The 25,349-nt window shown below is 54.5% G+C and carries 24 protein-coding genes and 1 tRNA gene; 11 read left to right on the forward strand and 14 right to left on the reverse strand.

Going from position 1 to position 25,349, the window contains the following annotated elements:
- Nucleotides 1-6: 6 nt before the first annotated feature.
- Complete coding sequence (locus tag FJ695_RS14790; protein ID WP_141186173.1) at nucleotides 7-1,788, forward strand: radical SAM protein; 1,782 nt, start codon at nucleotides 7-9, stop codon at nucleotides 1,786-1,788.
- A gap of 95 nt (nucleotides 1,789-1,883) precedes the next feature.
- Here the strand turns inward: FJ695_RS14790 and FJ695_RS14795 are convergent, their stop codons facing one another.
- A complete protein-coding gene (locus tag FJ695_RS14795) occupies nucleotides 1,884-2,789 on the reverse strand; it encodes a DMT family transporter (RefSeq protein ID WP_141186174.1) in 906 nt (301 codons plus the stop codon).
- Between the two features lie 134 nt (nucleotides 2,790-2,923).
- Here FJ695_RS14795 and FJ695_RS14800 point away from each other — a divergent pair, with 134 nt between their 5' ends.
- From FJ695_RS14800 to FJ695_RS14815, 4 genes are all read left to right on the forward strand, one after another.
- Entirely contained in the window at nucleotides 2,924-3,376 is a 453-nt protein-coding gene (locus FJ695_RS14800; protein ID WP_141188747.1) for an Lrp/AsnC family transcriptional regulator, read from the forward strand.
- Between the two features lie 343 nt (nucleotides 3,377-3,719).
- Nucleotides 3,720-4,466 (forward strand): ABC transporter substrate-binding protein, encoded by a 747-nt coding sequence (locus FJ695_RS14805; protein ID WP_141186175.1) that lies wholly within the window; start codon nucleotides 3,720-3,722, stop codon nucleotides 4,464-4,466.
- A 139-nt stretch (nucleotides 4,467-4,605) separates the two neighbouring features.
- Nucleotides 4,606-6,588 (forward strand): threonine--tRNA ligase, encoded by a 1,983-nt coding sequence (thrS, locus tag FJ695_RS14810; protein ID WP_141186176.1) that lies wholly within the window; start codon nucleotides 4,606-4,608, stop codon nucleotides 6,586-6,588.
- Nucleotides 6,589-6,752: 164 nt separating this feature from the next.
- A complete protein-coding gene (locus tag FJ695_RS14815) occupies nucleotides 6,753-7,598 on the forward strand; it encodes a lysophospholipid acyltransferase family protein (RefSeq protein ID WP_141186177.1) in 846 nt (281 codons plus the stop codon).
- 43 nt (nucleotides 7,599-7,641) lie between these two features.
- On the opposite strand, the gene FJ695_RS14820 is transcribed toward FJ695_RS14815, so the two are convergent.
- Complete coding sequence (locus tag FJ695_RS14820) at nucleotides 7,642-8,736, reverse strand: hypothetical protein (RefSeq protein WP_141186178.1); 1,095 nt, start codon at nucleotides 8,734-8,736, stop codon at nucleotides 7,642-7,644.
- Nucleotides 8,737-9,171: 435 nt separating this feature from the next.
- Here FJ695_RS14820 and FJ695_RS14825 point away from each other — a divergent pair, with 435 nt between their 5' ends.
- From FJ695_RS14825 to FJ695_RS14840, 4 genes are all read left to right on the forward strand, one after another.
- Complete coding sequence (locus FJ695_RS14825) at nucleotides 9,172-9,768, forward strand: nitroreductase (protein ID WP_141186179.1); 597 nt, start codon at nucleotides 9,172-9,174, stop codon at nucleotides 9,766-9,768.
- A gap of 2 nt (nucleotides 9,769-9,770) precedes the next feature.
- Nucleotides 9,771-10,373 (forward strand): flavin reductase family protein, encoded by a 603-nt coding sequence (locus FJ695_RS14830; protein ID WP_141186180.1) that lies wholly within the window; start codon nucleotides 9,771-9,773, stop codon nucleotides 10,371-10,373.
- Nucleotides 10,374-10,692: 319 nt separating this feature from the next.
- Nucleotides 10,693-12,126 (forward strand): transglycosylase SLT domain-containing protein, encoded by a 1,434-nt coding sequence (locus tag FJ695_RS14835; protein ID WP_141186181.1) that lies wholly within the window; start codon nucleotides 10,693-10,695, stop codon nucleotides 12,124-12,126.
- A 106-nt stretch (nucleotides 12,127-12,232) separates the two neighbouring features.
- A complete protein-coding gene (locus FJ695_RS14840) occupies nucleotides 12,233-13,393 on the forward strand; it encodes a DUF2336 domain-containing protein (RefSeq protein WP_141186182.1) in 1,161 nt (386 codons plus the stop codon).
- Nucleotides 13,394-13,477: 84 nt separating this feature from the next.
- Here the strand turns inward: FJ695_RS14840 and FJ695_RS14845 are convergent, their stop codons facing one another.
- The 8 genes from FJ695_RS14845 to FJ695_RS14880 form a co-directional block, all read right to left on the reverse strand.
- Nucleotides 13,478-14,008, reverse strand: coding sequence for an Hpt domain-containing protein (locus FJ695_RS14845; protein WP_141186183.1), 531 nt, complete (start codon nucleotides 14,006-14,008; stop codon nucleotides 13,478-13,480).
- A 182-nt stretch (nucleotides 14,009-14,190) separates the two neighbouring features.
- Complete coding sequence (locus tag FJ695_RS14850; RefSeq protein ID WP_141186184.1) at nucleotides 14,191-14,997, reverse strand: NAD kinase; 807 nt, start codon at nucleotides 14,995-14,997, stop codon at nucleotides 14,191-14,193.
- 253 nt (nucleotides 14,998-15,250) lie between these two features.
- The gene (locus FJ695_RS14855; protein ID WP_209010673.1) at nucleotides 15,251-16,099 is read right to left on the reverse strand and encodes a serine protease; all 849 of its coding nucleotides are present in this window, start codon (nucleotides 16,097-16,099) and stop codon (nucleotides 15,251-15,253) included.
- Nucleotides 16,100-16,144: 45 nt separating this feature from the next.
- On the reverse strand, nucleotides 16,145-17,647 hold the full coding sequence (locus FJ695_RS14860; RefSeq protein ID WP_141186185.1) for a sulfatase-like hydrolase/transferase: 1,503 nt from the start codon (nucleotides 17,645-17,647) through the stop codon (nucleotides 16,145-16,147).
- Nucleotides 17,644-18,426: a phosphonoacetaldehyde hydrolase gene (gene phnX / locus FJ695_RS14865; RefSeq protein ID WP_141186186.1), complete on the reverse strand. Its 783-nt coding sequence runs from the start codon at nucleotides 18,424-18,426 to the stop codon at nucleotides 17,644-17,646. The genes FJ695_RS14860 and phnX overlap by 4 nt, the downstream gene beginning before the upstream one ends.
- Nucleotides 18,427-18,450: 24 nt before the next feature.
- Nucleotides 18,451-19,638, reverse strand: coding sequence for a 2-aminoethylphosphonate--pyruvate transaminase (locus FJ695_RS14870; protein WP_141186187.1), 1,188 nt, complete (start codon nucleotides 19,636-19,638; stop codon nucleotides 18,451-18,453).
- Nucleotides 19,639-19,786: 148 nt separating this feature from the next.
- Entirely contained in the window at nucleotides 19,787-20,692 is a 906-nt protein-coding gene (locus FJ695_RS14875; RefSeq protein WP_141186188.1) for a LysR family transcriptional regulator, read from the reverse strand.
- A gap of 122 nt (nucleotides 20,693-20,814) precedes the next feature.
- Complete coding sequence (locus FJ695_RS14880) at nucleotides 20,815-21,444, reverse strand: glutathione S-transferase N-terminal domain-containing protein (RefSeq protein ID WP_141186189.1); 630 nt, start codon at nucleotides 21,442-21,444, stop codon at nucleotides 20,815-20,817.
- A 277-nt stretch (nucleotides 21,445-21,721) separates the two neighbouring features.
- On the opposite strand from FJ695_RS14880, the gene FJ695_RS14885 reads away from it, so the two are divergent.
- The gene (locus FJ695_RS14885) at nucleotides 21,722-22,384 is read left to right on the forward strand and encodes a L,D-transpeptidase (protein ID WP_141186190.1); all 663 of its coding nucleotides are present in this window, start codon (nucleotides 21,722-21,724) and stop codon (nucleotides 22,382-22,384) included.
- A 36-nt stretch (nucleotides 22,385-22,420) separates the two neighbouring features.
- Here the strand turns inward: FJ695_RS14885 and FJ695_RS14890 are convergent, their stop codons facing one another.
- The 4 genes from FJ695_RS14890 to FJ695_RS14905 all read right to left on the reverse strand — a co-directional run bounded on the left by FJ695_RS14890 (nucleotide 22,421) and on the right by FJ695_RS14905 (nucleotide 24,253).
- Entirely contained in the window at nucleotides 22,421-22,981 is a 561-nt protein-coding gene (locus tag FJ695_RS14890; protein WP_141186191.1) for a class I SAM-dependent methyltransferase, read from the reverse strand.
- A gap of 250 nt (nucleotides 22,982-23,231) precedes the next feature.
- A tRNA-Thr gene (locus tag FJ695_RS14895) sits at nucleotides 23,232-23,307 on the reverse strand.
- A gap of 308 nt (nucleotides 23,308-23,615) precedes the next feature.
- Complete coding sequence (locus FJ695_RS14900; protein ID WP_141186192.1) at nucleotides 23,616-23,963, reverse strand: hypothetical protein; 348 nt, start codon at nucleotides 23,961-23,963, stop codon at nucleotides 23,616-23,618.
- Nucleotides 23,963-24,253 carry a putative quinol monooxygenase gene (locus FJ695_RS14905; protein WP_141186193.1) on the reverse strand — a complete coding sequence of 97 codons (291 nt, stop codon included), beginning with the start codon at nucleotides 24,251-24,253 and terminating at the stop codon, nucleotides 23,963-23,965. The genes FJ695_RS14900 and FJ695_RS14905 overlap by 1 nt, the downstream gene beginning before the upstream one ends.
- 176 nt (nucleotides 24,254-24,429) lie before the next feature.
- Here FJ695_RS14905 and FJ695_RS14910 point away from each other — a divergent pair, with 176 nt between their 5' ends.
- Nucleotides 24,430-25,329: a helix-turn-helix domain-containing protein gene (locus tag FJ695_RS14910; RefSeq protein WP_141186194.1), complete on the forward strand. Its 900-nt coding sequence runs from the start codon at nucleotides 24,430-24,432 to the stop codon at nucleotides 25,327-25,329.
- Nucleotides 25,330-25,349: the final 20 nt, after the last annotated feature.

The following is a 25,349-nucleotide window of genomic DNA, read 5'->3' on the forward strand; positions in this document are numbered from 1 at the left end:
GGGTGAATGGACGCAAAAGACTTCCACTTTGTGATGATCAAGCCGACGCATTACGATGACAACGGCTATCCCATTCAATGGCTCCGATCTGCCATCCCCTCCAATACTCTGGCCAGCTTAAATGGCCTTGCCGAAGCCGCCCGGGGAAGAAATGCGCTCGGCGAAGACGTCCGAATTCATCTTCACACCTATGACGAGACCAACAAGCGGGTTCGTCCTGAGAAGATCGCCAGAGATATCCGGCGCAGCGGTGGCAAGGCGCTGATCGCCCTGGTCGGGGTGCAATCCAATCAGTTCCCGCGAGCAACCGATCTGGCTCGCAAATTCATGAAGGAAGGCCTGGCGACCGCAATCGGTGGGTTTCATGTTTCTGGCTGTATTTCCATGCTGGATGAGATGCCGGAGGAAATGGTCATCTTACAAAATGAAGGTGTTGCCTATTTTGCGGGAGAGGCCGAAGACCGGCGGCTCGATCAAGTGTTCCGCGACGCCTGGGCTGGCGAATTGAAGCCGCTCTACAACTTTATGACCGATTTGCCGTCGCTCGAAGGGGAACCGACCCCGATCCTGCCGACCAAACACATCCAATTCACAGCTGGGTCCCATTCCAGTTTCGATCTTGGGCGCGGCTGTCCGTATCAATGTTCGTTCTGCACGATTATCAATGTGCAGGGCCGCAAAAGCCGGTTCCGCTCCGCCGATGACCTGGAACAGATTATCCGGGACAATTATGCGCAAGGCATCGACCGCTTCTTCATTACCGACGACAATTTCGCCCGGAACCGGGAATGGGAGCCACTGTTCGACCGGCTGATCCACCTGCGGGAAGAAGAAAACTTCGACATCAAGTTCATCATCCAAGTGGACACGCTCTGCCACAAGATTGAGAACTTTATTGAAAAAGCGACGCGGGCCGGGGTGAACCGGGTGTTTATCGGGCTTGAAAACATCAACCCGGACAATCTACTGGCCGCCAAAAAACGGCAGAACAAAATTACCGAATACCGTGAAATGCTGCAGAAGTGGCGGGCCCATGGGGCGACCACCTATGCCGGCTATATCATCGGTTTCCCGGGCGATACCAAGGAAGCTGTGCTCCGCGACATTGAAATCATCAAGAACGAATTGCCACTCGATCTCCTGGAGTTCTTCTATCTGACCCCGCTGCCAGGATCGGAAGACCATAAGGTTCTATTGAGCAAAGGCACCTGGATGGATCCGGATCTGAACAAATACGATCTCAATCACCGGGTAAGCCATCATCCAAAAATGTCGGATCAGGAGTGGGAAGAGGCTTACCGCGAAGCTTGGTCTACCTATTATTCGGATGATCATATCGCGACAGTTCTCAGGCGGGCAGCCGCCCACAAGAAGGGACGGCCGGGCAACAAGCTGTTCTTGATGATGTGGTTCAAGCTGATGATTGAATATGAAGGGGTGCACCCGTTGGAGGGCGGGTATTTCCGCCTGAAATTTAGGAGGGACCGGCGCAGCGGTTTGCCGGTTGAGAACCCGCTGGTGTTTTACCCGCGCTACGCCTGGGAAGTGTTTACGAAACATTTGGCCTGCGTTGGCGTCGTCTGGCGGGCCTACAGAATCTATAAGAAGGTCAAGGCGTCTCCGGACCGCAAAGCCTATTCCGATCTGGCCATCGCGCCGATGGATGCGGCATCTGAAGCCGATTTGGCGATGATCAAGGAAACCCGGGGCGGCACGGATGCCGCCGCCAAGTCCGCACGCGATGCCTCCATCGTAAAGGCTGCGAAAGAGAAGGCGCTGGCGTCCTGATTTTTTTTAAGCGGAAACCCGCGTCATGACGTCCCGGCCTTGAGCCGGGACCAGATTTTGTGCCCCCGGCTCAAGGCCGGGGAGGCTGCAGTAGGCTAGATTTTTCCGTGAGAAAAAGGGCTGGTTCTTCTGGAAAATGGCAGGCGCCAGCCAAGGGTCATGCCTGCAGCCGCCAGCATGATGACTGCAATTCCCAGAATTTGTATGGGGCCAAATTTTTGCCCCAAAATAAGATAATCGGTGGCGTAGGCCACGGATGGATAGAGGAAGGTCAGTGCCCCTTGAAGGTGGGTCGGCAGTTTCTGAACAGCGCTGTATAAGATTGTGTACATCATCGCCGTATGTACAAAGCCCAAGGTCAGAAGGGAAGCCCAGGCGGACGTTTCCGTTGGAAGGTCTGAAAAACTAGCTAGCGGGGTCAGCATCAAGGCGCCCGTTGAGACCTGGATTAGTGCGATCAAATGAGGTGGGACATCGCTTAGCTTTTTGGTGGCGACAACAGCGACGGCCCAGAGAAATGCAGCGCCGATGGAAAGTGCGACACCAACAGCAAAGCTGCCTTCAGCATAGGCCAGCTCCGGTTTTGATTGGGCAATCAGGACAACACCGCAAAAGGCAATGGCTAGCCAGCAGAGTTTTCTAAGCGTGAGCTGTTCTCCGAAAAAGAGCGCGCCAAAACAGACAAGCATGAACGGTTGGGTGTTGTAGATGGCAGTCGTCAGTGAAATTGATGCATGGCCAATCGCGTAGAACAGCATGACCCAATTGGTGGTTAAGGCTATGCCGCCGAGCATTGCCAGCAGAAACTGGTTCAACGAGATCTTGTATGCGAAGGCGCCTTTAAAGGCGCAGATGGCCGTAAGGCCGATCGCGCCGAACATGCATCGCCAAAAGGCAACATTGATTGGGCTTTCACCACTGAACACGACGAAAATGCCTAAAGTGCCGATCAAGCTCATGGCGAAGGTCATTTCTAATATGCCGCTGGTTCTTTCTGACATTCGAGCAACTCCTTTGAATGTGCATTCAAGGATCTGCCTTTCGGTGTAAGGGTTCTATGTTTGAAGTTAGGTGTTTGGGTGTGATATCCTAAAAATGTAAGGCAAATTTATCTCGGAGATTAATATTGAAAGATATAGATACTCAGGACCATGAGATCCTGAAGATGCTGATCGAGGATGGCCGGTGTTCGATCAAAGAGATCGCTGCGAAGGTCGGGCTGTCGTCTCCGAGTGTTTCAGAGAGGTTGCGGCGTTTGCAAGAACGGGGGATTATCCGCAGTTTTACTGCGGACATTGACCCGCGCGCTCTGGGGTACTCACTTCAGGCCATTACCCGTGTCCGGCCGCTTCCGGGAAAACTTCATATTGTCCGGGAGCTATTACGGGAAATTCCCGAAGTGATTGAATGCGATAAAGTCACGGGCGACGATTGTTTTGTCGTGCGGCTGGTGATCCGGGAAATCGAGGAGCTGGATGGGATACTGGAGCGGATCACTGATAAGGCGGAAACCAGTACCTCGATTGTTAAATCGCAGCCGATCTCCCGACGTCCCCCGCCGTTGTGTGCCAGCAGTGCTGAAAATTGAACGGACTGGGGCAGGTACATTCCTGGCGATCAGCTTAGCGTAAGTTTATCTCGCTATACTTTTTCAGGCTTGAGGTGACTATGTCCGGTTTGATCAAACGGTTCAGTAAATCAGACAGGGTCAACTTGTAGTTCTATCCAGGGTGGTTGGTCGGTTGTGCTGACGAGTTGCCGGACTTCTGTCGGTTCAAAAAAGAAAAACAGATTAAATCTGCGGATTGTTACTGTTTTTATACCTGGTCTGGTGTAGGTGTTTTAACTGAAGTGTGGGCAACAATTGAAGCAGAAGCTGATTCTTACACCGGATTTGGGTTCGGCTGGATGGGTTTGGAGCATTTGCAATAATGAAAATTGATATGCCCCTGCGATTGGCTGCCACCATAATGATGGCCGTGATGCTGCCCAGTCCGTCCCATGCCGATGCGAACTGCGGTCCGATGGAAGTTGCTGCAGCCGAAATCCCATATTTTGTTGAAAGTCCGGAGAAGGGGCAGTTTGTCGAATTGCTCCGCGCTGCGGCCGAACGCGCTGAAATTGATCTTGAGATCAAGCTCTATCCCAAGAAACGGGCTCTGGGCCTGTTCCAGATCAGTGTCGTTGATGTGTTGATGCCGCATTCCAGTGCAGGTGTCGACGTTCCGTCCTTAAAATCGGTTCCAATCCTGAACAAGCGGGATTTTGTTTTTGTGCGCAAAGGCACGCCAATTCCAACGACCGTTAAAGAGCTTGAAGGCCGGCGGATTGGATTGACGTCGCAATATGCCTATCCCAAGTCATTGATTGGGAATGAAAATATTGAGTTCAGCCGGGCACCGAACTCGGATCTTGAGAGTGTCAAAATGCTGTCTATCGGTCGTTTTGACGGTTCGATTATTGAAGAACGTTCCGGTCTAAAGGCGATCTCCGAAGCCGGGGTCAGCAATATTGTTTATGATAAGAACCATCCGATCAACGAGCTTAACGTCTGGATTTTATTCAGTAATACCCCGTGCGGCTTATTCTATCAGGAAAAGATCAACGCTGCTTTCCAAGCGATGATCGCCGACGGCGAGTGGGATACCATCAAAAAGCTTACGGCACCGAACGGATAATCCTTACCGTATAGAGGCTTTGAGGCGGGTAGCCCGGCAGAATGGGTTGCTGTTTTGCTTTGAATCCCCTATCAGCACACATCTCAAAACCAATGAAACGCTTACCTGCCTTGTCTGCAGGAGTGAGCAGGAGATTAAAATGATTCAATTGACTTTCCCCGACAATTCCGTGCGTGAGTATGAAGCTGGAACTTCCGGCTTTGATGTTGCCTCCGGCATTTCCAAATCGCTGGCCAAAAAAGCTGTTGCGATGGCTCTTAACGGAGAGCTCAAGGACCTTACCGATCCGATTGACGCCGACGCTAATATTGAAATTGTCACCCGAGAAGATCCGCGGGCGCTGGAATTAATCCGCCACGACGCGGCCCACGTGATGGCCGAGGCTGTGCAAGAACTGTGGCCGGGCACTCAAGTGACCATCGGTCCAGTCATCGAGAACGGCTTTTATTACGACTTCAAACGTGTTCATCCGGACGGCGCCGCCAATGCTGGCGACGACTGGCCGTTCACGCCGGAAGAGCTGCCGGTCATCGAAAAGAAGATGCGCGAGATCATTGGCCGCGCTGCGCAGTTCACGAAGGAAGTCTGGACACGCGAGGAAGCCAAGACCTATTTTGCCGCCAAGGGTGAGCACTATAAGGTTGAGCTGGTTGACGCGATCCCGGAAGACCAGGAAATCAAGATCTACAAGCAGGGCCAGTGGCTGGACCTGTGCCGTGGACCGCATATGGTTTCCACCAAGCAGATTGGTGATGCCTTCAAGCTGATGAAGGTGGCGGGTGCCTATTGGCGCGGCGACAGCAATAACGAAATGCTGACCCGTATCTACGCGACCGCGTGGCACGATCAGAAAGAGCTGAAGAACTACCTTCACATGCTGGAGGAAGCAGAGAAGCGCGACCACCGCAAGCTTGGCCGCGAAATGGATCTGTTCCACTTCCAGGAAGAAGGGCCTGGTGTTGTCTTCTGGCACCCGAAGGGCTGGGACATGTTCCAGAACCTGATCGCCTACAAACGGCGTGTGCTCAAGGAAGACTACAGCGAAGTGAATGCTCCGCAGGTGCTCCACACCTCGCTTTGGGAAACCTCCGGTCATTGGGGCTGGTACAAGGAGAATATGTTCGCCGTTCAGAGCGCTGATCCCGAGAGCGAGGACGATCGCGTTTATGCGCTCAAGCCGATGAACTGCCCGGGCCATGTTCAAATCTTCAAACACGGTTTGAAGAGCTACCGCGACCTGCCGATGCGCTTGTCCGAGTTCGGCGTTGTTCACCGTTATGAGCCGTCAGGTGCCTTGCACGGCTTGATGCGTGTGCGCGGCTTTACCCAGGATGATGCCCACGTCTTCTGTACTGAAGAGCAGATGGCGGACGAATGCCTCAAGATCAACGATTTGATCCTGTCCGTTTACAAGGACTTCGGCTTTGACGAGGTTGTTGTCAAACTGTCGACACGGCCGGAAAAGCGTGTTGGTTCTGATGAAGTCTGGGATCATGCCGAAGGCGTGATGACCAACGTTCTCGAGACAATCGAGGAGCAATCGGAAGGCCGCATCAAAACCGCCATCCTGCCGGGTGAGGGCGCATTCTACGGTCCGAAGTTCGAGTATACCTTGCGTGATGCGATCGGCCGGGAATGGCAGTGCGGCACGACCCAAGTCGACTTCAACCTGCCAGAGCGCTTTGGGGCTTTCTACGTTGACAACAATGGCGAGAAAAAGGTTCCGGTGATGATCCACCGGGCGATCTGCGGCTCCATGGAACGGTTCCTGGGCATCCTGATCGAGAACTACGCAGGACATTTCCCGCTGTGGTTCGCGCCTTTGCAGATCGTTGTTGCAACGATCACATCGGAAGCTGACAGCTATGGCCAGGAAGTGGCTGATCTTCTGAAATCCAAGGGCCTCAAGGTCGAGACGGATTTCCGCAATGAGAAGATCAACTACAAGGTCCGTGAACACTCGCTGGCAAAAGTTCCGGTGATGCTGGTGTGCGGGATGCGGGAAGCTGAAGAGCGGACCGTCAACATCCGCCGGCTCGGGTCCAAGAACCAAACACCTATGGGGCTGGATGAAGCGCTTGCTGCGTTTGTCGAGGAGGCAACAGCGCCTGACTTGAAATAACAAGCTCCGTATTATCAACGGAAAAACTGCCAGCTTGCACACTGCCCTGCCATAAGGGCAGTGTGCCGTCATCAGACTGCAATAGAAATTCTGTTAGAGCGTCACATTGTGGGAGGCTCTGATGGGCTGCGCCCAGACAGTTCAATATTAAAAGTCGGCTTGCCGTGGACTACGCAGAATTCAGTTATGCCAATCCTGATCACCATCCGCTGAAGCGCTGGGTGATCCGCACGATTGAAGGTCTCTCCGGACGCCGGAAGATTCTCGATCTTTATGAGATCTGGAAACATTCGATCATCGGGACCTCAGACTATATCTGGAGTGACCTGCTCGGCCTCATCAATATCGATGTCGAAATGGAAGCCGGGGAGTGGCCGCCAAAGGATTTACCGGACGGTCCGCTGGTTCTGATCGCGAACCATCCTTATGGAATCGGCGATGGACTGGCTATCCTCTCGCTTGCAGAACAACTTGGACGGCCTTTCAAGATCCTCATCAACAACGAGCTTTTGAAAGTCCCGGAGGTTCGTCCGTTTTCTCTGCCGGTCGATTTTGAGGAAACCAAAGAAGCCCTCAAAACAAACATGGAGACCCGCAAGAAGGCGTTGCAGCTCTTAAAGGAAGGCACGACAATCGTTGTCTTTCCGGGCGGTGGCGTGGCGACAGCACAAAAGCCCTTCGGCCGTGCGGAAGAGTTCCCGTGGAAGACCTTCACAGCCAAGATGATCCGCTCGTCAAAAGCGACGGTGTTGCCACTTTATTTTGATGGCCAGAACTCCTGGCTGTTCCATCTGGTCAGCAAGTTTTCGCTGACGTTGCGGCTTTCATTGTTGGTCCGGGAGTTCCGCAAGATCCTGGGATCGGTCATTCCGGCCCGCTCAGGCGCGCCAATTCCGTATGAGACATTGTCCGGCTTTAGTGACCAGAAGGAAATCATGGATTTCTTGCAGTCGAAAGTCATGGAAATGGCTCCCTCGGAGCGTAAGCGCCGCTTGCTCGGCCGCCGGTAAAAGCGGCCGTTCTCAAGTCTTTACGCCGAATATTGCCAGGCCGTTAGTTCGCCCTGGGCGCTCTGGTAACCAGTTCGCTTGTCGCTGCGACCACTTCCACTTCCCGGTCTTCGCCCGGCGAAACGGTGAACGTGTGCAAATAGGTGCGGCCGTTGTTTCGGGCGATTGCCTCATATTCCCCGGCTGCCAGGACAAAATCCGGAAATGCGCCGGTCGCTTCTACGACCACGTCACCGCCCGGGCTCAGGACCGACCAGGTGGTGTTGGCGATGGCTTCCCCGCCGCGCTCGTTGACGAGCTTCAATGTGATGTCGGCAGCTTTGTGGAAGATCGTTGCTTCGGTGAGCTTGCCTGGCAGAACCTGGATGTCGGCCCGGATCTCGGCATTGGCCGCGCCATAGCGGCTGACAATATGATAAGTGTTAGCGTTCAAGCGAATAATCGCTCCAGGCTGGACTTGGCTGGCGATGAGATCGCGTTCGCCGCGCTCGTCAAATTCCTGGCTGTAAACATCAAAGGTGACTGGAGCGCTTTCCAGCGGCGCGCCATCAGGCAAGCTGGCATCGAATTTGACTCCGCCCGCATTCAGCGTCACCATTTTTGACAAGACTTCCTTGCCGATCACAATCCGATTGGTCGCCTGGGCGTAGCCGTAAGCGGTATGGATGAGATAGGTCCCCGGATCTAAGCGGAATTCTGCGTCTCCACCTTTGGAGGTCGCAATCAGCTGCAGGCGTCCATCGGCATTTGTGGTTTCCGAATAGATCCGCCAGATAAGGTCGTCATTAAGAGGATCGCTGTCCCGGGTCAGTTTGGCCATCAAATACAATGCGCCCCGGGTCAAACCCTCCGACGTTCCTTGTGCACTTGAAAAGGCGGGGGCATAGGGAACGAGGGTGTTGTCGGAAAACAACGGTTCCGGTTCCCGGTCGAGAAGGTTCTCGATCGGCACAGACGGCGCCGCCACAGGCGCATCCGGATCCGGTTTGAATGCGGGTGGCATCGGTAAGTTGGATTGTGCGCTAGCAGCCATAGGCTGTGCCGCGATTACCGTGCAGCACAGCGCGGCGGCCAGTGTACGGCGCGCAACTGTGTGCTTGGTCTTGATCCGGTTCCACAAAGTCGTTGGATTCTGCATGCCCACTTATTATCGTTTTGGCCAAGCGCTGTCATCTGGTCAGCGGTGCCTTCCAGCTTGTTTCTTCCATTGGACCCGAAATTTTGGCGAATTCAAGACCTTAAGCCACGCACACGCAAATGAAATGAAATTGGTGGGGATGACTCTATTCCGGTACAAGGCGTGAGCCCTCAGGAATCCGTCTGGTTTTCAAGGGACTGCTACGCTGCAGCCGGGCAAATTCACGCCGTCGAGAAGCGACCCCAAAATAGCTTTGATCTGCAGCGTCAAATCGCTCAACCGGGCGCTAAGTTCGGTTCATGCGCTTTTCCGTCCATTTCGTTGCCTTTCCATTTCATTTGCGAGGGCGTTGCCTTTAGACCGGAGTTGACAAATTCCAACAATCAATTACGTAGATAGTTGCAAATGAAACTATCTCAGTTAGAGGCAGTTAAAATGTCAGAAATGGTCAAGGGGTCACCAGAGGCCCTTGAGTTTTTGCGAAAGCGCCGATCACACCCGTCGGTGACTATGTCAGAGCCGGGTCCCGACGAAGGACAGCTTTCGGACCTTTTGACCATCGCAGCCCGGGTTCCCGACCATGGCAAATTGGTGCCTTGGCGCTTCATTGTTTATAGGGCGCCCGATGGTGAAAAAATCGGCCGGTTCCTGGCAGGCCTCTATGAAAAGAAAAATGGTTCGCTGGATGCGGCCCAAATGGAAAAAGAACTGACCCGGTTCACACGCGCCCCCATTGTGGTTGGTGTTGTCAGCCGGGCGGCGGATTACCCCAAAATCCCCTTGTGGGAACAGCAGCTTTCCGCAGGTGCTGTGTGCATGACACTGGTGTCAGCCGCGGCGGCTGCCGGATTTGCTTCACAATGGCTGACCGAATGGTGTGCCTTTGATGAGGACGCCGGTGCCTATCTTGGTCTTAAGGACGGTGAGCGGTTTGCCGGTTTCATCCATATTGGTACGCCGACCCAACCGCCGGTCGAGCGTGCCCGCCCCAATCTCTCCGACATCACTTCCAACTGGACGGAAACTCAATAACGATGTTCTACGAAACGGAAAAAAACGACCACGGATTGCCCCATAATCCGTTCAAAGCAATTATTGCCCCCAGGCCGATTGGCTGGATCTCCAGCTTGGACAAAGACGGCAGGACCAACCTGGCGCCCTACAGTTTTTTTAACTGTGTCTGCGACCGCCCGCCGATCGTGATGTTCTCCTCATCCAACTATAAGGACAGCGCGGCCAACATCGATGCCACGGGTGAATTCGTTTGCAACATGGCCAGCTATGACCTGAAGGACGAGATGAACCTGTCATCAGCTGCGGTTCCGCATGAAACGTCCGAATTCGATTTGACCGGTTTGGAAATGGCTGAGAGCAACCTGGTCAAGGTGCCTAGGGTCGCGAAAGCGCCAACGGCGCTGGAGTGCAAACATCTGCAAACCATTCGGATGAAAGGTCTGGACGGTGCAGATACGGACAGCTGGGTCATCTTTGGCCAGGTTGTCGGCGTTCATATTTCCGATGATGTGATTGTAAATGGCATGGTCGATGTCACCCGCTACAAGCCACTTTCCCGCCTTGGCTACATGGACTACGCGGTGGTCACCGAAGTCTTCCAAATGGGCCGACCGAAGGTCTGAAGGTTAACTCTGAGAATCGGAACAGGCGCTCAAAAATGGGTGCCTGTCCCAATATGGAACACCCGAATCACATATTTATCCGCTGGCGAGCGGCAAAATCTTCCTAGCGGCTAGGCAAATTTTTCCCAAGAAAAATCGCAGAAATCCGCCAAAGTCCACATTTGTGTTTGATTGCATTGACATAGTTACGTAGGGAGCGAATGGTTTTTAAGAGATCAATAAAGGAATTTCGCCTGGCTGTGGGCTGTTAAGGATTTGTTAACCTTTTGGGCGCGAAAGTTAACAAAGTAATAAATAGTTTCGTCGAGGAGGTCCAGTCATGCGGGTTGGTGAAAATGCCTCGGTCGCGTCTAAGATCGAGCTTGCGTTTCAGTCTGCGAGTACATCAACAGGAACGTCGTTTGACTATCTTGTTAAGACAGCTGCACGGGAATCTTCATTCAATCCGTCGGCCAAAGCCAAAACCTCGAGCGCAACGGGGTTGTTCCAATTCATTGAGTCCACCTGGCTAGAAACCATGAAGCAAGCCGGGCCGGAGCATGGGTTGGACAAATACTCCGATCAAATCAAGCGCTCCAAAAGTGGCAAATACTACGTCAATGATCCTCAGATGCGCCGGGAAATTCTTGATTTACGCAAGGATCCGGAAATCTCTTCGATCATGGCCGGTGCTTACACGCAGAAGAACGCCGCTTATCTGGAACGCAGGATTGGCCGAGAGCCGACCGATGGCGAACTTTATATGGCGCATTTCCTCGGTGCCAATGGTGCCAGCCGGTTGATTGAAAACACGGCGTCCAACCCGGACCAGCGTGCGGACAGGATCTTTTCAGCTCAGGCGAGGGCCAACAAACCGATCTTCTATCATCGCAATGGCACAGCCCGGTCGATGGAAGAAGTGTATCAGGTGATTGTCTCCAAGCACGACGCGGTTTCGATGATCGCGGAAGCTGGTGGACGGAAGAACCTGCGGACGTCGGGCGAATTGCTGAACGTGGCGACTTTGCCGAACGCCAAGCCCGGGTCTCAAGCGCCAGCCCCGTCTGTGCCGTTTGATGATTTGGCTGGAGATCCGGCAGCGGCCTTTGCGATGCGTTCCAAGCCGCCTGCACCAGTGAGAACGGTTGAAGCAACACCTGAGAATTTCGATCATCTTGCAGGCGATCCGGCGGCCCAGTTTGCAATGCGTTCGAAGCCGCAAGCACCGGTTCAGGTCGCTGCAGTCGCAGAGCCTGTTCAGCAGGAACTGCCGTTTGATAAGCCGCTGGTTGTTGCGAAGGCACCAGTTCCGGAAAGCCGGCCGAGCAATCCGGTCACCGCCAGCGCGAACGCTGTAGACCCGGCAGAGCAGCAGGTGCAACCGCAACCGCAGCCACAAGCTCCGGTGCAGCAGGTCGCAGCAAGCATGCCGCAGCCGGTTCCGGATGATCCAAGGGATTCGTCGATCAATCAGGCCGCAGATGCAGCCTCACACCGCGTGTTGTCAGCTTTCCAGGCGGCACAGACCGCAAACCCGTTTGAGGCTTTGTTCCGCAATGATCCGGGGTCAGATCAGGCCGGCGTCAATCCGCGATTTGCATCTGCATTTGCGGCGGTTGAGGAAGCTGCCCTTTTCAGTGCTCTTTCCGGTGCTTCGAATCAGGTCGCAGCGCAAGAGCTGGCACTTGCCAATCAGGGCGGTCCATTGGACCTCAGCCGTTTTCTGAGACTGAAAGCTCAGGAAGAACAGAAAGACTTGTTGCCTCCGGCCTAATCCGAGGCCGGATACATGTGGGGGCATGTCAAAATTATAGTGAACCGATCGTTAAGTCTTTGATGTCAGGATAGGTGCGAAGCTTATTCTAGACAGCATTAAGATCATGACCGTTCACGATATTCTGCACCTCACCGACAGCGATCAAGGTAGTCTCGATATTGAGGCTGCACGAACTTACGCAGAACGTTATTTGGCTGCCGAAGAGGGCAGTTCGGAACGGACGACCATGGCTGCAGCACTGACAGTACTCCTCGACGACCCGAGCCGACCGGTGCGCAAGACCATCGCCAAGGTTCTGGCTGCAAGCGAGCATGCGCCTGGTCATATTATCCGCTGCCTTGCTCACGATGTGGACGATATTGCCGTTCTGGTACTCAAATCCTCGCCATTGCTTACTGAAACCGAACTTGTTGATCTTCTGGCCGAAGGCAGTCCTGCGGTTCAATGCGCGATTGCAGAGCGGGATCAGGTCCCTGCCAGTGTGAGTGCAGCACTTTGTGAGGTGGCTGACGAGTCCGCTTGCATGAGGCTCCTGCAGAACCCGAGCGCAGCTATTTTGAAATCCTCTCTTATACGGTTGGCGGAGCGCTTTGAGCAGCACCCCGACCTTTGCGATCAACTTCTTAAGCTCGGCGATTTGCCGATTCCTGTGCGCTATGAACTGTTGATGGGGCTGGCGCAGAACCTGGAAAATCATCCGGTTGTTCTTGAACGGGTGCCAGAGCACCAGCGTGATGTCTTCTTGAGTGACGCTGTCGATAAGGTTGTTCTGCGGCTGGCACTTGAAGCCAAAGATGAAGACCTACCTGAATTTGTTGAACATCTGCGCGCCGCTGGACAGCTGAATACAAGGCTTCTGCTGCGGGCCGTTTGTTGTGGCCGTTTGCGGTTTTTCGCTGCCGCGCTTGCCAATCTTGGAAACATGCCGTTGGCGCGCATGTGCAAGGTGTTGCTGTCAGTCCGGCGGGCTGCGCTGCAGGCGATTTTGCGCAAGGCCGGTCTGCCATACCGGTCGCATCAAGCGTTTTTGCTAGCCATTGATATCGCGCGTAAGGCCGATGCCGACTTTAGCTATGATCTGGCATTGGAAGAGGCGAGGGCGCTCACTGAGGCCTTGCTTGCCGGGATGCAGGATGGGGCATTTGGATCGGACGAAGACGTCAATGCGTTCTTGCGCCGTTTCGCGATAGATGTCGCGCGTCTGGAAGCACGTTCAGTGATGAAAAAGAACGCTAAAGATCTGCGTGCGGTGCACGCAGCCTAATCTAATTCAGTTTTTCGAGATTCAAAAATTAGCATCGGCTCCGAATTCGGAGCCGAACTGCTTTTAAAACTTGTGTCCAAGTCTCTAAGATTCGCCGTCCCGGTCTTTCGGTGGAAACTGAGCGAGGTAAGTGTCGGTTGCTGTGCGAAGAGTATCCAGTAGTTCCACACCGGTCTTATTGGCCGTGTCCTTGGCGCCTTCTGTAACCATCGCGCGGATCGCTTCCACAAAACCTTCAGCCAGCCCGACCGGCAGATCTTCCGGTGCTGGGAGATTTTCAATCAGATGGCAAAAACTGGCAGCGACATCCCCGACCAAAGGAAATCCCAAGGTCAAACCTTGACCTTTGATATTGTGAACAGATTGGTAGAGCGTATCCACGCTTTCCTTGGATACGCCGTCGGACTTGACGATGTCCCAGGCGCTTACGAGCCCCTTGGCTTCATTATCCATCCAGTTGCCAAAATGGGGGGCGATACGCTCAAGGGCTGCTTCAGCTGCTTTGACTGGATCAAATTTCCGTGCTTCGCGCGGTGACAGCTCGCGAACCTTCTTTCGCAAGTCCGTTGGCGGAGACACGATTTCGTAATCCTGATCCTGGGGCATGCTGGTCATTGCGGCAAAGTCCTCATCTGGGGATGAGCTCTCGCTCACGCTGTCAGTATGGGTCCACAAATTTAACAGGGGGTTGCCAAGGGGAAACTTATTGGATTTCGAAACCTCTTCGACCTTGCAAACGCCCTCATCAAGTAAGATCGGAAGTGGACAAAAGTTCCGGCTTGATCAAAACGGAATCTCTAGTAGCGGAACATTTCCGTGAGAATACGCTCATCCCAGCCGTGATCATCATCAAACATGATCCGGCCTTCTTCCTCGGTGGATTCGCGCACGGACACGCGGGCAACGCGCCGGATCTCGGTATGATCGGCGGATGCACTAACGGGGCGCTTTTCCGGATCTAGAATCTCTATATCGACACTTGCCCAATCGGGAAGAAGCGCGCCACGCCAGCGCCGCGGACGAAAGGCGCTGATCGGAGTAAGGGCGAGAAGCTGCGCAGAAATTGGGAGAATAGGGCCGTGGGCAGACAGGTTATAAGCCGTGCTGCCTGCCGGTGTTGCCACTAGAATTCCGTCACAGATCAACTCTTCAAGCCGGGTCCGGCCGTCGACGGAAATCTTCAGTCGAGCAGCTTGAGACGTCTGCCTCAGCAAAGAGACTTCATTAATGGCGAGTGCCGTGTGCTCTTTGCCATCTTCATCCGTCGCAACCATTTCCAGCGGATAGATCGCGGTGGTGTCTGCTTTCGCCAGGCGCTCCATGAGCCCATCTTCGCGATATTCATTCATCAGGAAACCGACAGATCCCCGATTCATGCCATAGATCGGCTTGCCGCTGCCCATATGAGCATGAAGGGTTTCCAGCATTAGACCATCGCCGCCGAGGGCAACGATTATGTCAGCATCATCTGCAGGGACTTCGCCATATTGTTCGACGAGAGAGTCGCGAGCCTGTTTTGCCTCATCCGTTTCGCTGGCCACAAACGCCAGTTTTTTTTCAGGCACTTGGTTTGCCGTTTCAGGAGAAGACACAATACGATTCATTGTTCAACAGATGTCCGGACAAGGTGATCCATCCGCCTTCACGGCCAAATGGGGGCTGCTTTCAGCCAAGTATTGGGACTAGGCCATGCCCTCGGAAATTTGGCAAGGGCTGCTCTATCAAAAGTACAGCTCAGGCGGGCTAATAGTCTGGAAAGAAAAATCTTTTGAGGAACTTTATACTCGAGCATCTGATTGCTGGCGTAACTGCTGCCGGTGTTCAAATTGAAGCGTAGCGGCAAAAAGCATAAGAAAATCAATCGAGGGAGGAGCGAAGAGCGGCTTTCGAAGCTGGTGCGCCAGTGTTGCAAGCTGGGGCATCCAACAATTCCTGCCATTCATAAAAGGGGACAATGGCAGAGCGGACATCGTCGATCTTGGCAGACATGATCCCGGCCACGCGCAAGCCATCAGCCGTCTCGACCAGGAGTGGGCCGCCGGAGGCACCGCTTTCAGATGAGCAATTGGTGACCCAGCTGTCTTTCACCGTTCCCGTGACCTTGCAGGCCGATACTACGGTCGGCAAAAACCGCCGGCTTCGCCGATAGCCAGCCGAGTCGAAACGTGTGGCCTTGGTCAAGACAGAAGCTTCCTCCGGTGCGAGGGCCGGGACGGGTGGCAGGCTGGACCTTTCCTTCAAAACCAAAATGCCGACATCATTGTGAACATCAGAAAGCTTTGGCTGTTTTTTCGGCTCATACCCGGCGGCAGGCAGCGCGCAGGCAACTTCGAGCCGCGCTGAATACTCATCACGCCGGACACCAGCCACAAAGAACATGTCTTTTTCAGGAAACTTCTTCAGTGAGGCTTTGTTGAAAAGGCAATGGGCCGCCGTCAGCACGATGTTTGGCGCGATCAAGGTCCCGGTGCACATGGAAGTCGTCCGGTAACCCGCCACATTCACCCGGCCGATCGACGGCCAAGGGGCATCCGTGCTGTCGATGACTTTCAGGATGGGGTCTGAGGCGGCGGCTGGTTCGAACGAGGTAAGGCTCATAAGCGCGAACGTTGCCAGCCTCAAGCATAAGGAAAGTCCATTTTCAGATTGGGTCCTTTGAAAGACCGGCATGGCAGTCGCCCCGTTGATCACGGCGACAATAGTCATCCAAGGATTTTAACGGAGCCTAAAACCCGGCAGAAAAACCCGTCCCTAGTTTGAATAATACTCCCAGACCATCGACCGGGCGAGGGTATCATCGTTGTGGCGCATCCGTGTTGAGAGCAGTGCTTCAAGATTTTCAAGGTGCGCATTTGGGGCGTCGTCCAAACGGTTGTCCAAGGTGCAAGGAGGCGCGTTCGGATCCAAAAGCAGGTTTGGCAGGCCGCCAAAATGAACATATTGCCAGTCTTGAGCCAAACGGGTTAGGGCGCAGCTCTGACCGTTCTGGCAGGCCTTGCGGAGTGGCTCAGGGAAAAACTGCAGCAGGCGGCGGAAATCAAACTCATAAAGGGCTGCATCCCGCCAGGATAGCGGCGTTCCGCCGTTCAAGTACGGCATCAAACTGCTGCCGTCAGGCTTGTGGTTCGGGGTCAGAAGCAAAAGGTCTAGAAGGGTCGGAAAGATATCGGCTGCGGATGTGAAGGCCGAAACCCTGTTTGCCTTGGCCATGCCCGGTCCCCGGATCATGAGCGGGATGTGATAACTTTCTTTGTAAAATCCGCCTTTGCCGAGCATCCAGTGGTCGCCCATCATCTCTCCATGGTCGGAGGTGAAGATGATCAGTGTGTTGTCGGCGATCTCTTCGAGTTTGTCGAAGATCCGGCCGAGTTGCGTATCGACCTCTGTGATCATGCCGAAGTAGAGCGCGCGGATGCGCTTCAGGTCTTCTCGGCTCAGGTCCCGCACATGTCCGCTGGACCCTGGAATATGGCTGGTCAGATGCTGAGCAGCCTGCAGTGCAGCGATCAACGGGTGAAAGGTGGCTTCTTTCCCTGCAGTGGTAGCACCTTTGAATTCCGGTCCGTCATCCGGATCGTACATTAAATTGTATGGCTCGGGCACAGCCATGGGCGGATGCGGGCGCAGGAAAGAGATATGCGCCATCCAAGGGCTGCCGGTATCCTGTTCGCTCAGCCAGCTAAAAAAGCGGTCCGTCAGAAAGGCAGTTTGCGTTTCTTCTTTTGAGTAGCTCGGCGCTTTCCGCGAAATGCGCTGTCCATCTTCCGGCTCCAATTGGTGGATCGTGTCGAAAGTCGCAGGATCATGACCTCTGGCTGTCAGCCAGGAAAACCATTCCTTTTCATGCCCTGGCAAAGCTTGTCGGACTTCGAACCCCGGTAGAACACCTTCGTATGTAGACAGCTCCGGATCTCCCGGGTGGTGCTGGCGCGGGTCGGGAGAGGTGTCGGTGTAGCCGAACAGCGTAGGCGTGTAACCAGCGCGCCGGGCTGCGCGGGCAATGTTGTCAAACCGGTCGTCCAGCGGAGCCCCATTCCAGATCACCCGGTGGTTCATCTGGTAGAGGCCGGTATAGAGCGAAGCGCGCGCCGGAGAGCAGGGTGCCGTTGTTGCGTAATGCTGTTCAAAGACCGTCGCTTTTGCGGCAAAGGCGTCCAGATTGGGGGTCTTGACCACCGGATGCCCCACTGTACCCAGGCAATCACCTCGCCACTGGTCGGCAGTGATCAAAAGGATGTTCGGACGGGCGGTCATGCGGCTTCCATTTGATCCATCAGCGCAGGAAGATCGGCCACTGTGTCGATAACATAATCTGCCCCGGCTTCTTTCAGCTTTGTTGTCGCTTCCTGGCGAATGGCGTGCACTTCTGCATCTGACAAAGCAGCCAGTTCGTCCGGTGTCTTTCCGGCAAAGTTTCCAGAAAGCGCAAGACCCACTGTTATGCAGCCGGCGGCAACACCTTCAGCAATACCGGGTTCAGTGTCATCAACTTTGATGACGGCGCGGGGCGGATAGGCGACGAGATCGACAAAACATTGGTACATGCCCAGCGGTCCCGGGCGGCCTTCCGGCAGATCGTCGGAGCACACCAGGTTGTCCGGTTCATATCCCTGTTCAGCGGCTTTCGGCAAAACCCGTTCCATGATCGAACGTGTGTAGCCGGTGGTGGAGCCGATTTTGATACCTTTGCTGCGCAGGTACTTAATCGTATCGAGCGCGCCTGGAACGAGTTCGGCATAATCGGTAACGACTTCCTCGTTCATCGGCACAAAGATTTTGTAGACCTTGTCGACATCTGCATCGGTGGGAGCTGTGCCGTGCTTGGCCTGCCACTGTGCCGCGATATCCGGATCATCCATCATGGCACGGATGTGATCCCATTTCGGGCTGCCCATGGGCGCACGGGCCTGGTCAATGCTGGCGGTGATGCCGAATTTTTCGAATGCCTTGACGAAGACGCCCATCGGCGCGAAGGAGCCGAAGTCGATCATTGTTCCGGCCCAGTCGAAGACCACTGCTTTAAATTTGCTCATGTTTTTATCCTGATTGGTTTGCAGTTAGGCCGCAAGGCGGGCGCGTTCTTTAAGGGCCTCGGCCGGCGGGGCGGCGCTTGTGACGCCCATTTCTTTCAAGACATCATTGGCGGCGGCGACAACAGCGCGCATGACTTGTTCATCCATCTGGCCAATGCATCCGACCCTGAAACTCTCCACAACAGTCAGCTTGCCGGGATATAGAATGAACCCCCGTTCTTTCATCAAGTCATAGAATTTCGGGAAGCTGAAGGCCGGATCCGCAGGGCAAAAGAATGTGACGATGATTGGCGACAGCCATTCCGCGTCCAAGAGTGTTTCGAAGCCAAGGGATCGCATCCCGGAGACCATCACATCCCGGTTCGCAGCATAACGCGCGCCACGCGCAGCAATGCCGCCTTCCGTTTTGTGTGCCCTCAAAGCCTCCAGGAACGCGGCCACCACATGGGTCGGCGGGGTAAAGCGCCATTGACCTGTCTTTTCCATATGCGCCCATTGGGCATGTACATCGAGGCTCAGCGAGTGGCTGTTCCCTTCGGCGGCTTCTAGGGTGGTTTTTTCGGCAATGACAAAACCGAAGCCGGGAACGCCCTCGATGCATTTGTTGGCCGAGGAGACCAGTGCCTCGAATTTCAGGCTTGAAGGCTCGACTGGAATGGCGCCAAACGCGGACATGCTGTCGATCAGCAGTGCGCGGCCCTCTGCGGCAACGACATCGGAGATTTCCGTCAAGGGATTGAGGATGCCGGAGCTTGTCTCGCAGTGGACGATCAGGACATGGCTGATGTCAGGATCAGCTTGCAGGAGCGCTGCAACCTCCGGACCGCGCGGCGGCAGGTAATCGCCCTTATCCAGGACTTCTGTCGGGCGGCCAAGATAAGCCATGGTCTCAGCTGCTCGTTTGCCATAAGCGCCGTTGGACAGGATCAACGTTTTTTTGTCCTTGGGGGTGAAGCTTGCCAGCATCGCCTCGACCGCAAACGTGCCGCTGCCCTGGATCGGAACACAGTCATAAGCTTCGCAGCCGGTGCCCAGAAGATCCACGAGCCCGTGGCGCAGATCGGCGGTCATTGCCCTGAAATCACCGTCCCAGCTGCCCCAGTCCCGCAGCATGGCTTTCTTGACTTCGATGGACGTTGTGAGCGGCCCTGGGGTTAAAAGGTAAGGTTCACCGCATTTCGGTTTCGGCAACACTGCCGGAGATTGGCTCATGGATTATCCGCGTTCAAATGATCAGGTTTTTGCGCAGCCGAGTGGCCGGATATTGTTGCGGATTTCGTTATAGGGATTTTTGTGATCGTGTTATTAAAAATTAAAATACATAGCTTTTTATTATAGACTTAACGCTGACGAAAAGCCGTCACAATTGAAGCGGTTCCGTGACCTTGAGGCTTTTGCAAAAGGCCTCGACTGCGGCAACACCAGCCATGTGCTTCGGCCAAACCACAAAGTGGTTGGCGATCAGGGCGGGGTCATCGATCGGTACGGCAACGCAGCCGTCCCGGTCCGTGATTTCTGCCTCCATGGCAATACCGACCCCGACCCCAGAACGGATCAATGTTGCGATTGACCCCCAGGAGCCGAGCGCAAGGATTGTCTTTGGCCTTATGTTTGCGACAGTCGCAGCGGCTTCGAACATTCTGCGTGTTCCTGAGCCACTTTCCCGCTGCAAAAGGGGAAGGGCGTCGATGTCCTTCCAGGATAGCGTTTCTTTTGAGGCGAGTGGATGATCTGGGGCGACCACGGCGGCAATCGGAGAACGGATCAGAAGTTCCCCGTCAAGCTCTGCCGGAATTTCCGGCGCGGTGATGAACCCGACATCAATCTCACCATTGTCGAACAAATCCAGGATATTGCTGGTCGCAAGCGCTCGCGCTTCGATGGTGATGTCTGGATGTTGGGTCATAAAGCTGGAGATTTTGGGGATCGCCAGCTGATACGTGGAATAGCCAATCCGCAATTCGCCGGACCCAAGCGCCTTCTGGTCTAGAAGTTCAGTTTCCAGATCTTCGGAGAGTGCCAAAACCGCCCGGATCTTTGGCAGCAATTTTTCGAGCGCCGGGGTTGCGGACACCGAGTAGCCGGACTTTATCAGGAGCTTGGTCTTGAACCGGTTTTCAAGACCGTGAACATGATTGGAAATCGACGGCTGCGAGACGCCGATTTCTTTGGCGGCAGCCGAAAAACTTCCCCTTCGCACGACCGCCTCGATGGCCCGCAGCTGGCCCAGACTCAAGGTGCTTTTGCTGCGCTCGTTTTGGTTCATGGAATGCCCGGTCAATTGCCTAAAATGATGCTGGCTTGGCGGGCACTTAAACCAGATTTGTGCAAGAAGTCGAGGCGCACCGTCCGAGCGGTCAGTTTGTGAGTGTCAACAAGGTGCTATTTTCACCCAGCAGGGATCGGTCCCATATCCTTTGGGACTTGATAACCGCGCTGAACTGCGGGGCGATCAAGTATTCTGCGATACCAATTTTTGACATTCGGGAATTCAGAAAGATCAATATTCTGCCATTCATAGCGGGAGATCCATGGCCAGCACGCCATGTCGGCTATGGAATAATCGTCCACGATGAAATCGCGCCCGGTCAGACGCTGGTCGAGCACCGCGTAAAGCCGTTTGGCTTCGGCGCCATAGCGCTCTTTGGCGTAGTCTGATTTGTCCGGATTGAAATGCACAAAATGATGGGCTTGGCCAAGCATGGGGCCAAGTCCGCCCATCTGCCACATCAACCATTCAAGGGTCTTGGTGCGCTGATCGCCATTTTTTGCAAGGAACTGGCCGTATTTATCGGCGAGGTAAATGAGGATGGCACCCGATTCCATCAGCTTCAGACCCGTCTCTTGATCCACAATCGCCGGGATCTTGTTATTGGGGCTGATATCTAGAAACTCGGGAGCCATTTGCACACCCTTGGTAATGTCGATGGCGTGGGCCGTGTAGTCGACGCCGAGCTCCTCTAAAAGGATCGAGATTTTGCGGCCATTTGGGGTTGACCATGTGTAGAGATCAATCATGCGGAGCTCCGGTGAAGTGAAAGCTTTGAATTTCAAAAAGGGCGCAGGCGGCAGAAGTTCAAGGCATGAGGTCATTTTTGAAGTGCGTTTCACTGGATAACGACCCGTGAACGCATCAAATTAATCGTCTGTTTACCATAATGATGTTGCCATCAGCACAGTGGCCTTGGGTGTTTATTTTAGTGCCCAGCGTTCGGAATTTTTGGTGAGCTAACAAGCCGTCAGAGCTTCTTGAAGAGAGGGCACCTCATAAAAGTGCCGGTGAAAGGACACGAGCATGGCGCATCGATTTAGCCGCCGCAGCTTTGTAATTGGTCTCCCCCTGGTGCTGGCGGCCTGCCAGAGCAAAAAACAAGCTTCGATCGAAGCCGGACTGAGACCTTTGGCAGACGGGACGCCGGATTACGCGTCGGCTTATGCGCCCGTGCGGGACGGCGGATTCTCGCTTCCGGCCATCGACTATCAGAGCTTTGATCCCAAATATCTGCGTCAGACGGTCTACTATTCAGGCCGCTATCCGACCGGAACAATCGTGGTCGATCCCAAGAACAAGTTTCTCTATCTGGTGCAAGACGGCGGCTGGGCGATCCGGTACGGCATCGGGGTCGGCCGGGCTGGATTCGCCTGGAACGGCGATGCCGTGATCCGCTTTAAGCGCGAGTGGCCGAAATGGTTCCCGCCGGATGAGATGATCGAGCGCGATCCAAGTCTGGAGAAATACCGGGACGGACAGGAGGGCGGACCGCGCAATCCGATTGGCGCCCGTGGGCTTTATCTGTGGCAGGGCAACAAAGATACTCTATACCGCATTCACAGCACCAATCAGCCTTCCAGCATTGGCACCAACGCCTCCAGCGGCTGTATCCGCATGTGGCACCAGGACATCATCGATCTTTATGACCGGGTCGAACTTGGCACCAAGGTGATCGTGCTGGGCTGAGTGATCTCGGCTTTTGTCTTTTGGCTCAGCGCGGCGTCAGCGCCGTACCGGTTCAAATACATATGTCCGGTTTTTCCGGGAGACTTGAGAAAAGAACCCGGATCGGGTGATGGCGCCGGGCACAAAGCCGGCAACTGGAAACAGCCACACGCCCATTTTTCCGGTGGGTTTGAGCACACGGTGCATCTCGGGCAGAAGTTTATTAAGTGGCAGTGTGGGGTGGGGAAGAACCCCGAGCAACAGCGCCAGATCAACACTGTCGTCATCCAGGCCCGTGTGAAGTGCGTCCCGCCGGATCACCTCGACATGGGACAGACCGGCGGCTTCGGCTTTCTCGCGCACCCGCTCGACAAAACTCACCATCGGGTCCATCGCGATGAGTCGGCCCTGAGTGCCAATCATCTTCGCCGCTGGAAGGGTGAAAAAACCCGTACCACAACCCACTTCCAAAACGGTCTGCCCCGGTGCCACTCCCGCATCGCGCAGTGTTTTCTCGGCATCAAAAATCAGGTGTCGCAACCGGCTTTCCATCGCCCTGCCGCCAATCCAAAAGAGCGCGTTGATCAGGCGGGATTGTCCAAGATCTTCGGTGTTCATGGGACTGCCGGAACTCTATTTTGAGTAAAGCCAGATTGAAGCTTAGCACAATTGCGATTGTGAAAAGTCCGTATTGGTAAGCCTGCTAATCTAATTCTGAGGCATCCAGCTGAGATCGCAGACAGCGCACAATTTGCGCAGCTTGGTCGACGGAGCCGGTGATCTGCTAATTTGAGCGGATACAGGCCCGTCCACGCAAACAGCACGAGCAGCGGCAAAAGACCAAAAAAATCAAATTATTGGGGGGGAGTGGTGCCGGCAGCAGGATTCGAACCCGCGACCCCGAGATTACAAATCACGTGCTCTACCAACTGAGCTATACCGGCGCTGGGGGTGGCTTCTATCAGATTAGACGGGCTTGTCTATACCCGATTTGAAATTTTCCGCGGCGAGCGCTTTTTTTTTGTGTAAGGGCTTGAGATACCAATAAAAAGCTATTCCTGCCTGTGGAAAAGTTCGTGAGGTTTTTTACGATATCGGTTTTGGTATTTGTACGGTACTTTCCTGAAGTCTTTGCAGATGATGTTGCGGTTGGAATGGATGTCCTGCTGCGACAGGCAGGCTGACGTTCTTGCAAGGGCAATCCAGCCACACGCGCCGGTCAGAGTCGAAGCGTGTGTGGCTGGATGGCTGATCAAATTGGCAGTTTCGAGAAAGTACTCACTGTCGCCGACACCAAAAAGTCCGGAACAGGCTGCTTAGGCAGCCACTCCTCCAACACCGTTAGATGGCTGTCGCTCTGCAAGAGGCGCTGGGCGAGGAGGCCCGGTGTCTGGCGACGGCGGATGGCTTCAGGCAAAACCGACTGAGTGGATGATTTTGGAAACCGCCACATCCGGGTAAAAGAGTTTTCCATTATCAGCAGATCTGTGTCGGACGCTGCAGCATTTCCAAACCGAACCATGGGGAGGCTTGCGGCTACAATGGTTCCGCCAGCCAGAACCTTTCGGCGGGTGATATTCACTGAGGGAAGACCGGACATCACATCACCAGCCGGTCGTGGTAGGTCACTGTTGGTTGGCCTTCCATAAAGGAGAGCAAGTCCCCCATAACACCGTTGTCCATGATCGACTTGATATAGGCCTGGTGGTGGTCTTGTGAGATCCATTCTTCCAGGATCAGAAAGTCCCGCGTTTCCGTATTGTAGAAAAGCGAAACCGACAACGCGCCGTCAAAGCCGCGCACAGCCGGAAGTTTGTCTGACAGAAAGGTTTCAAGCTGCGGAAAGGCGTTTTCAGAAACCTTCATCTGAAGGGTGACCCAGGTGCTCATCGTGATCTCCTATTTTGAAACAACAGGAGTGGTTTACGGCGCCCTTTGATTTGAAACTGTCGGCGAAACATCAAAAGTGCCGGTTTTCGGTCATAAGCTGTGACCTGAGACATTCTGTCCATCTCGCCAGCAAGGCCAGCCGGTTTGAGGATCTTCGAAATCAGGTATGGTTGGGCATGATCCAAACCAGAAGTTTTCTCTCCCATCCGCCAGATGATGTCCTGACCTTGCCGGAAGACTTGCATGCATTCCAAGAGGCTTCGGTTGTTATGGCCCATGGCGAAGCGGGAATCTTTCACAAGCTGATTGAAAAAACGATGTTGGCGGTGGAGTTCCGCACCGCCGCGCCGTGCCTGTGCATGACCCTGCGCGGCCGTGAGACTTTTTGGACGTCCGATGGCCGTGAAATCTCATTGCAGGGCGGCGAGATGATCCTGATGCCGGCTAACACCTACATGATTTCGGATTTTTCGGCGAAGGAAGGCCCGCTCGAAGCCTATATCCTGTCGTTCGACACAGCGGCCATCCGAGCCCTTCAAGGGCCTCACCCGCAGTCTGGCGCTACAGGGGCAGCCAGTGCCTATAAAATTCAGGCCCATGCGGCATTGGCCGGTTTCTTTGACAGTGCAAAGACAATCTATGGGCAGATGACAGGTTCGCCGTCACTGTTGCAGACAAAGCTTCTGGAGTGTCTGCATCTGATTGCGGAAGTTGATGATGCCGAGCGGCTGACAGGATTTCTGACCGCCTGTCATACCGGCCAGGCGCCTCGAAACATTCTCCATGTGATGCGCGAAAATGCCCGGCGGAACCTGTCTGTCGCCGAGTTGGCACGAATGTCCGGCCGGTCGGTGACGTCTTTTACCCGTGACTTCAAACGTCAGTTCGGCATGCCGCCCCGGCAATGGCTGGCGGACTATAAACTGCAAAAGGCCCAGGAGCTGGTTTTGAATTCCCGGCAATCGGTGACGGAAATCGGGGCAGAGCTCGGTTATTCCAGCACGTCCCATTTCATCGAAAAGTTCCGCAAGCAGTTTGGAACAACGCCCAAGGCGATGCGGTTGAGGAGTTTATAGGGGCTGATGACGGGCTTAGC

The organism is Labrenzia sp. PHM005, from assembly GCF_006517275.1.
GTDB lineage: Bacteria > Pseudomonadota > Alphaproteobacteria > Rhizobiales > Stappiaceae > Roseibium.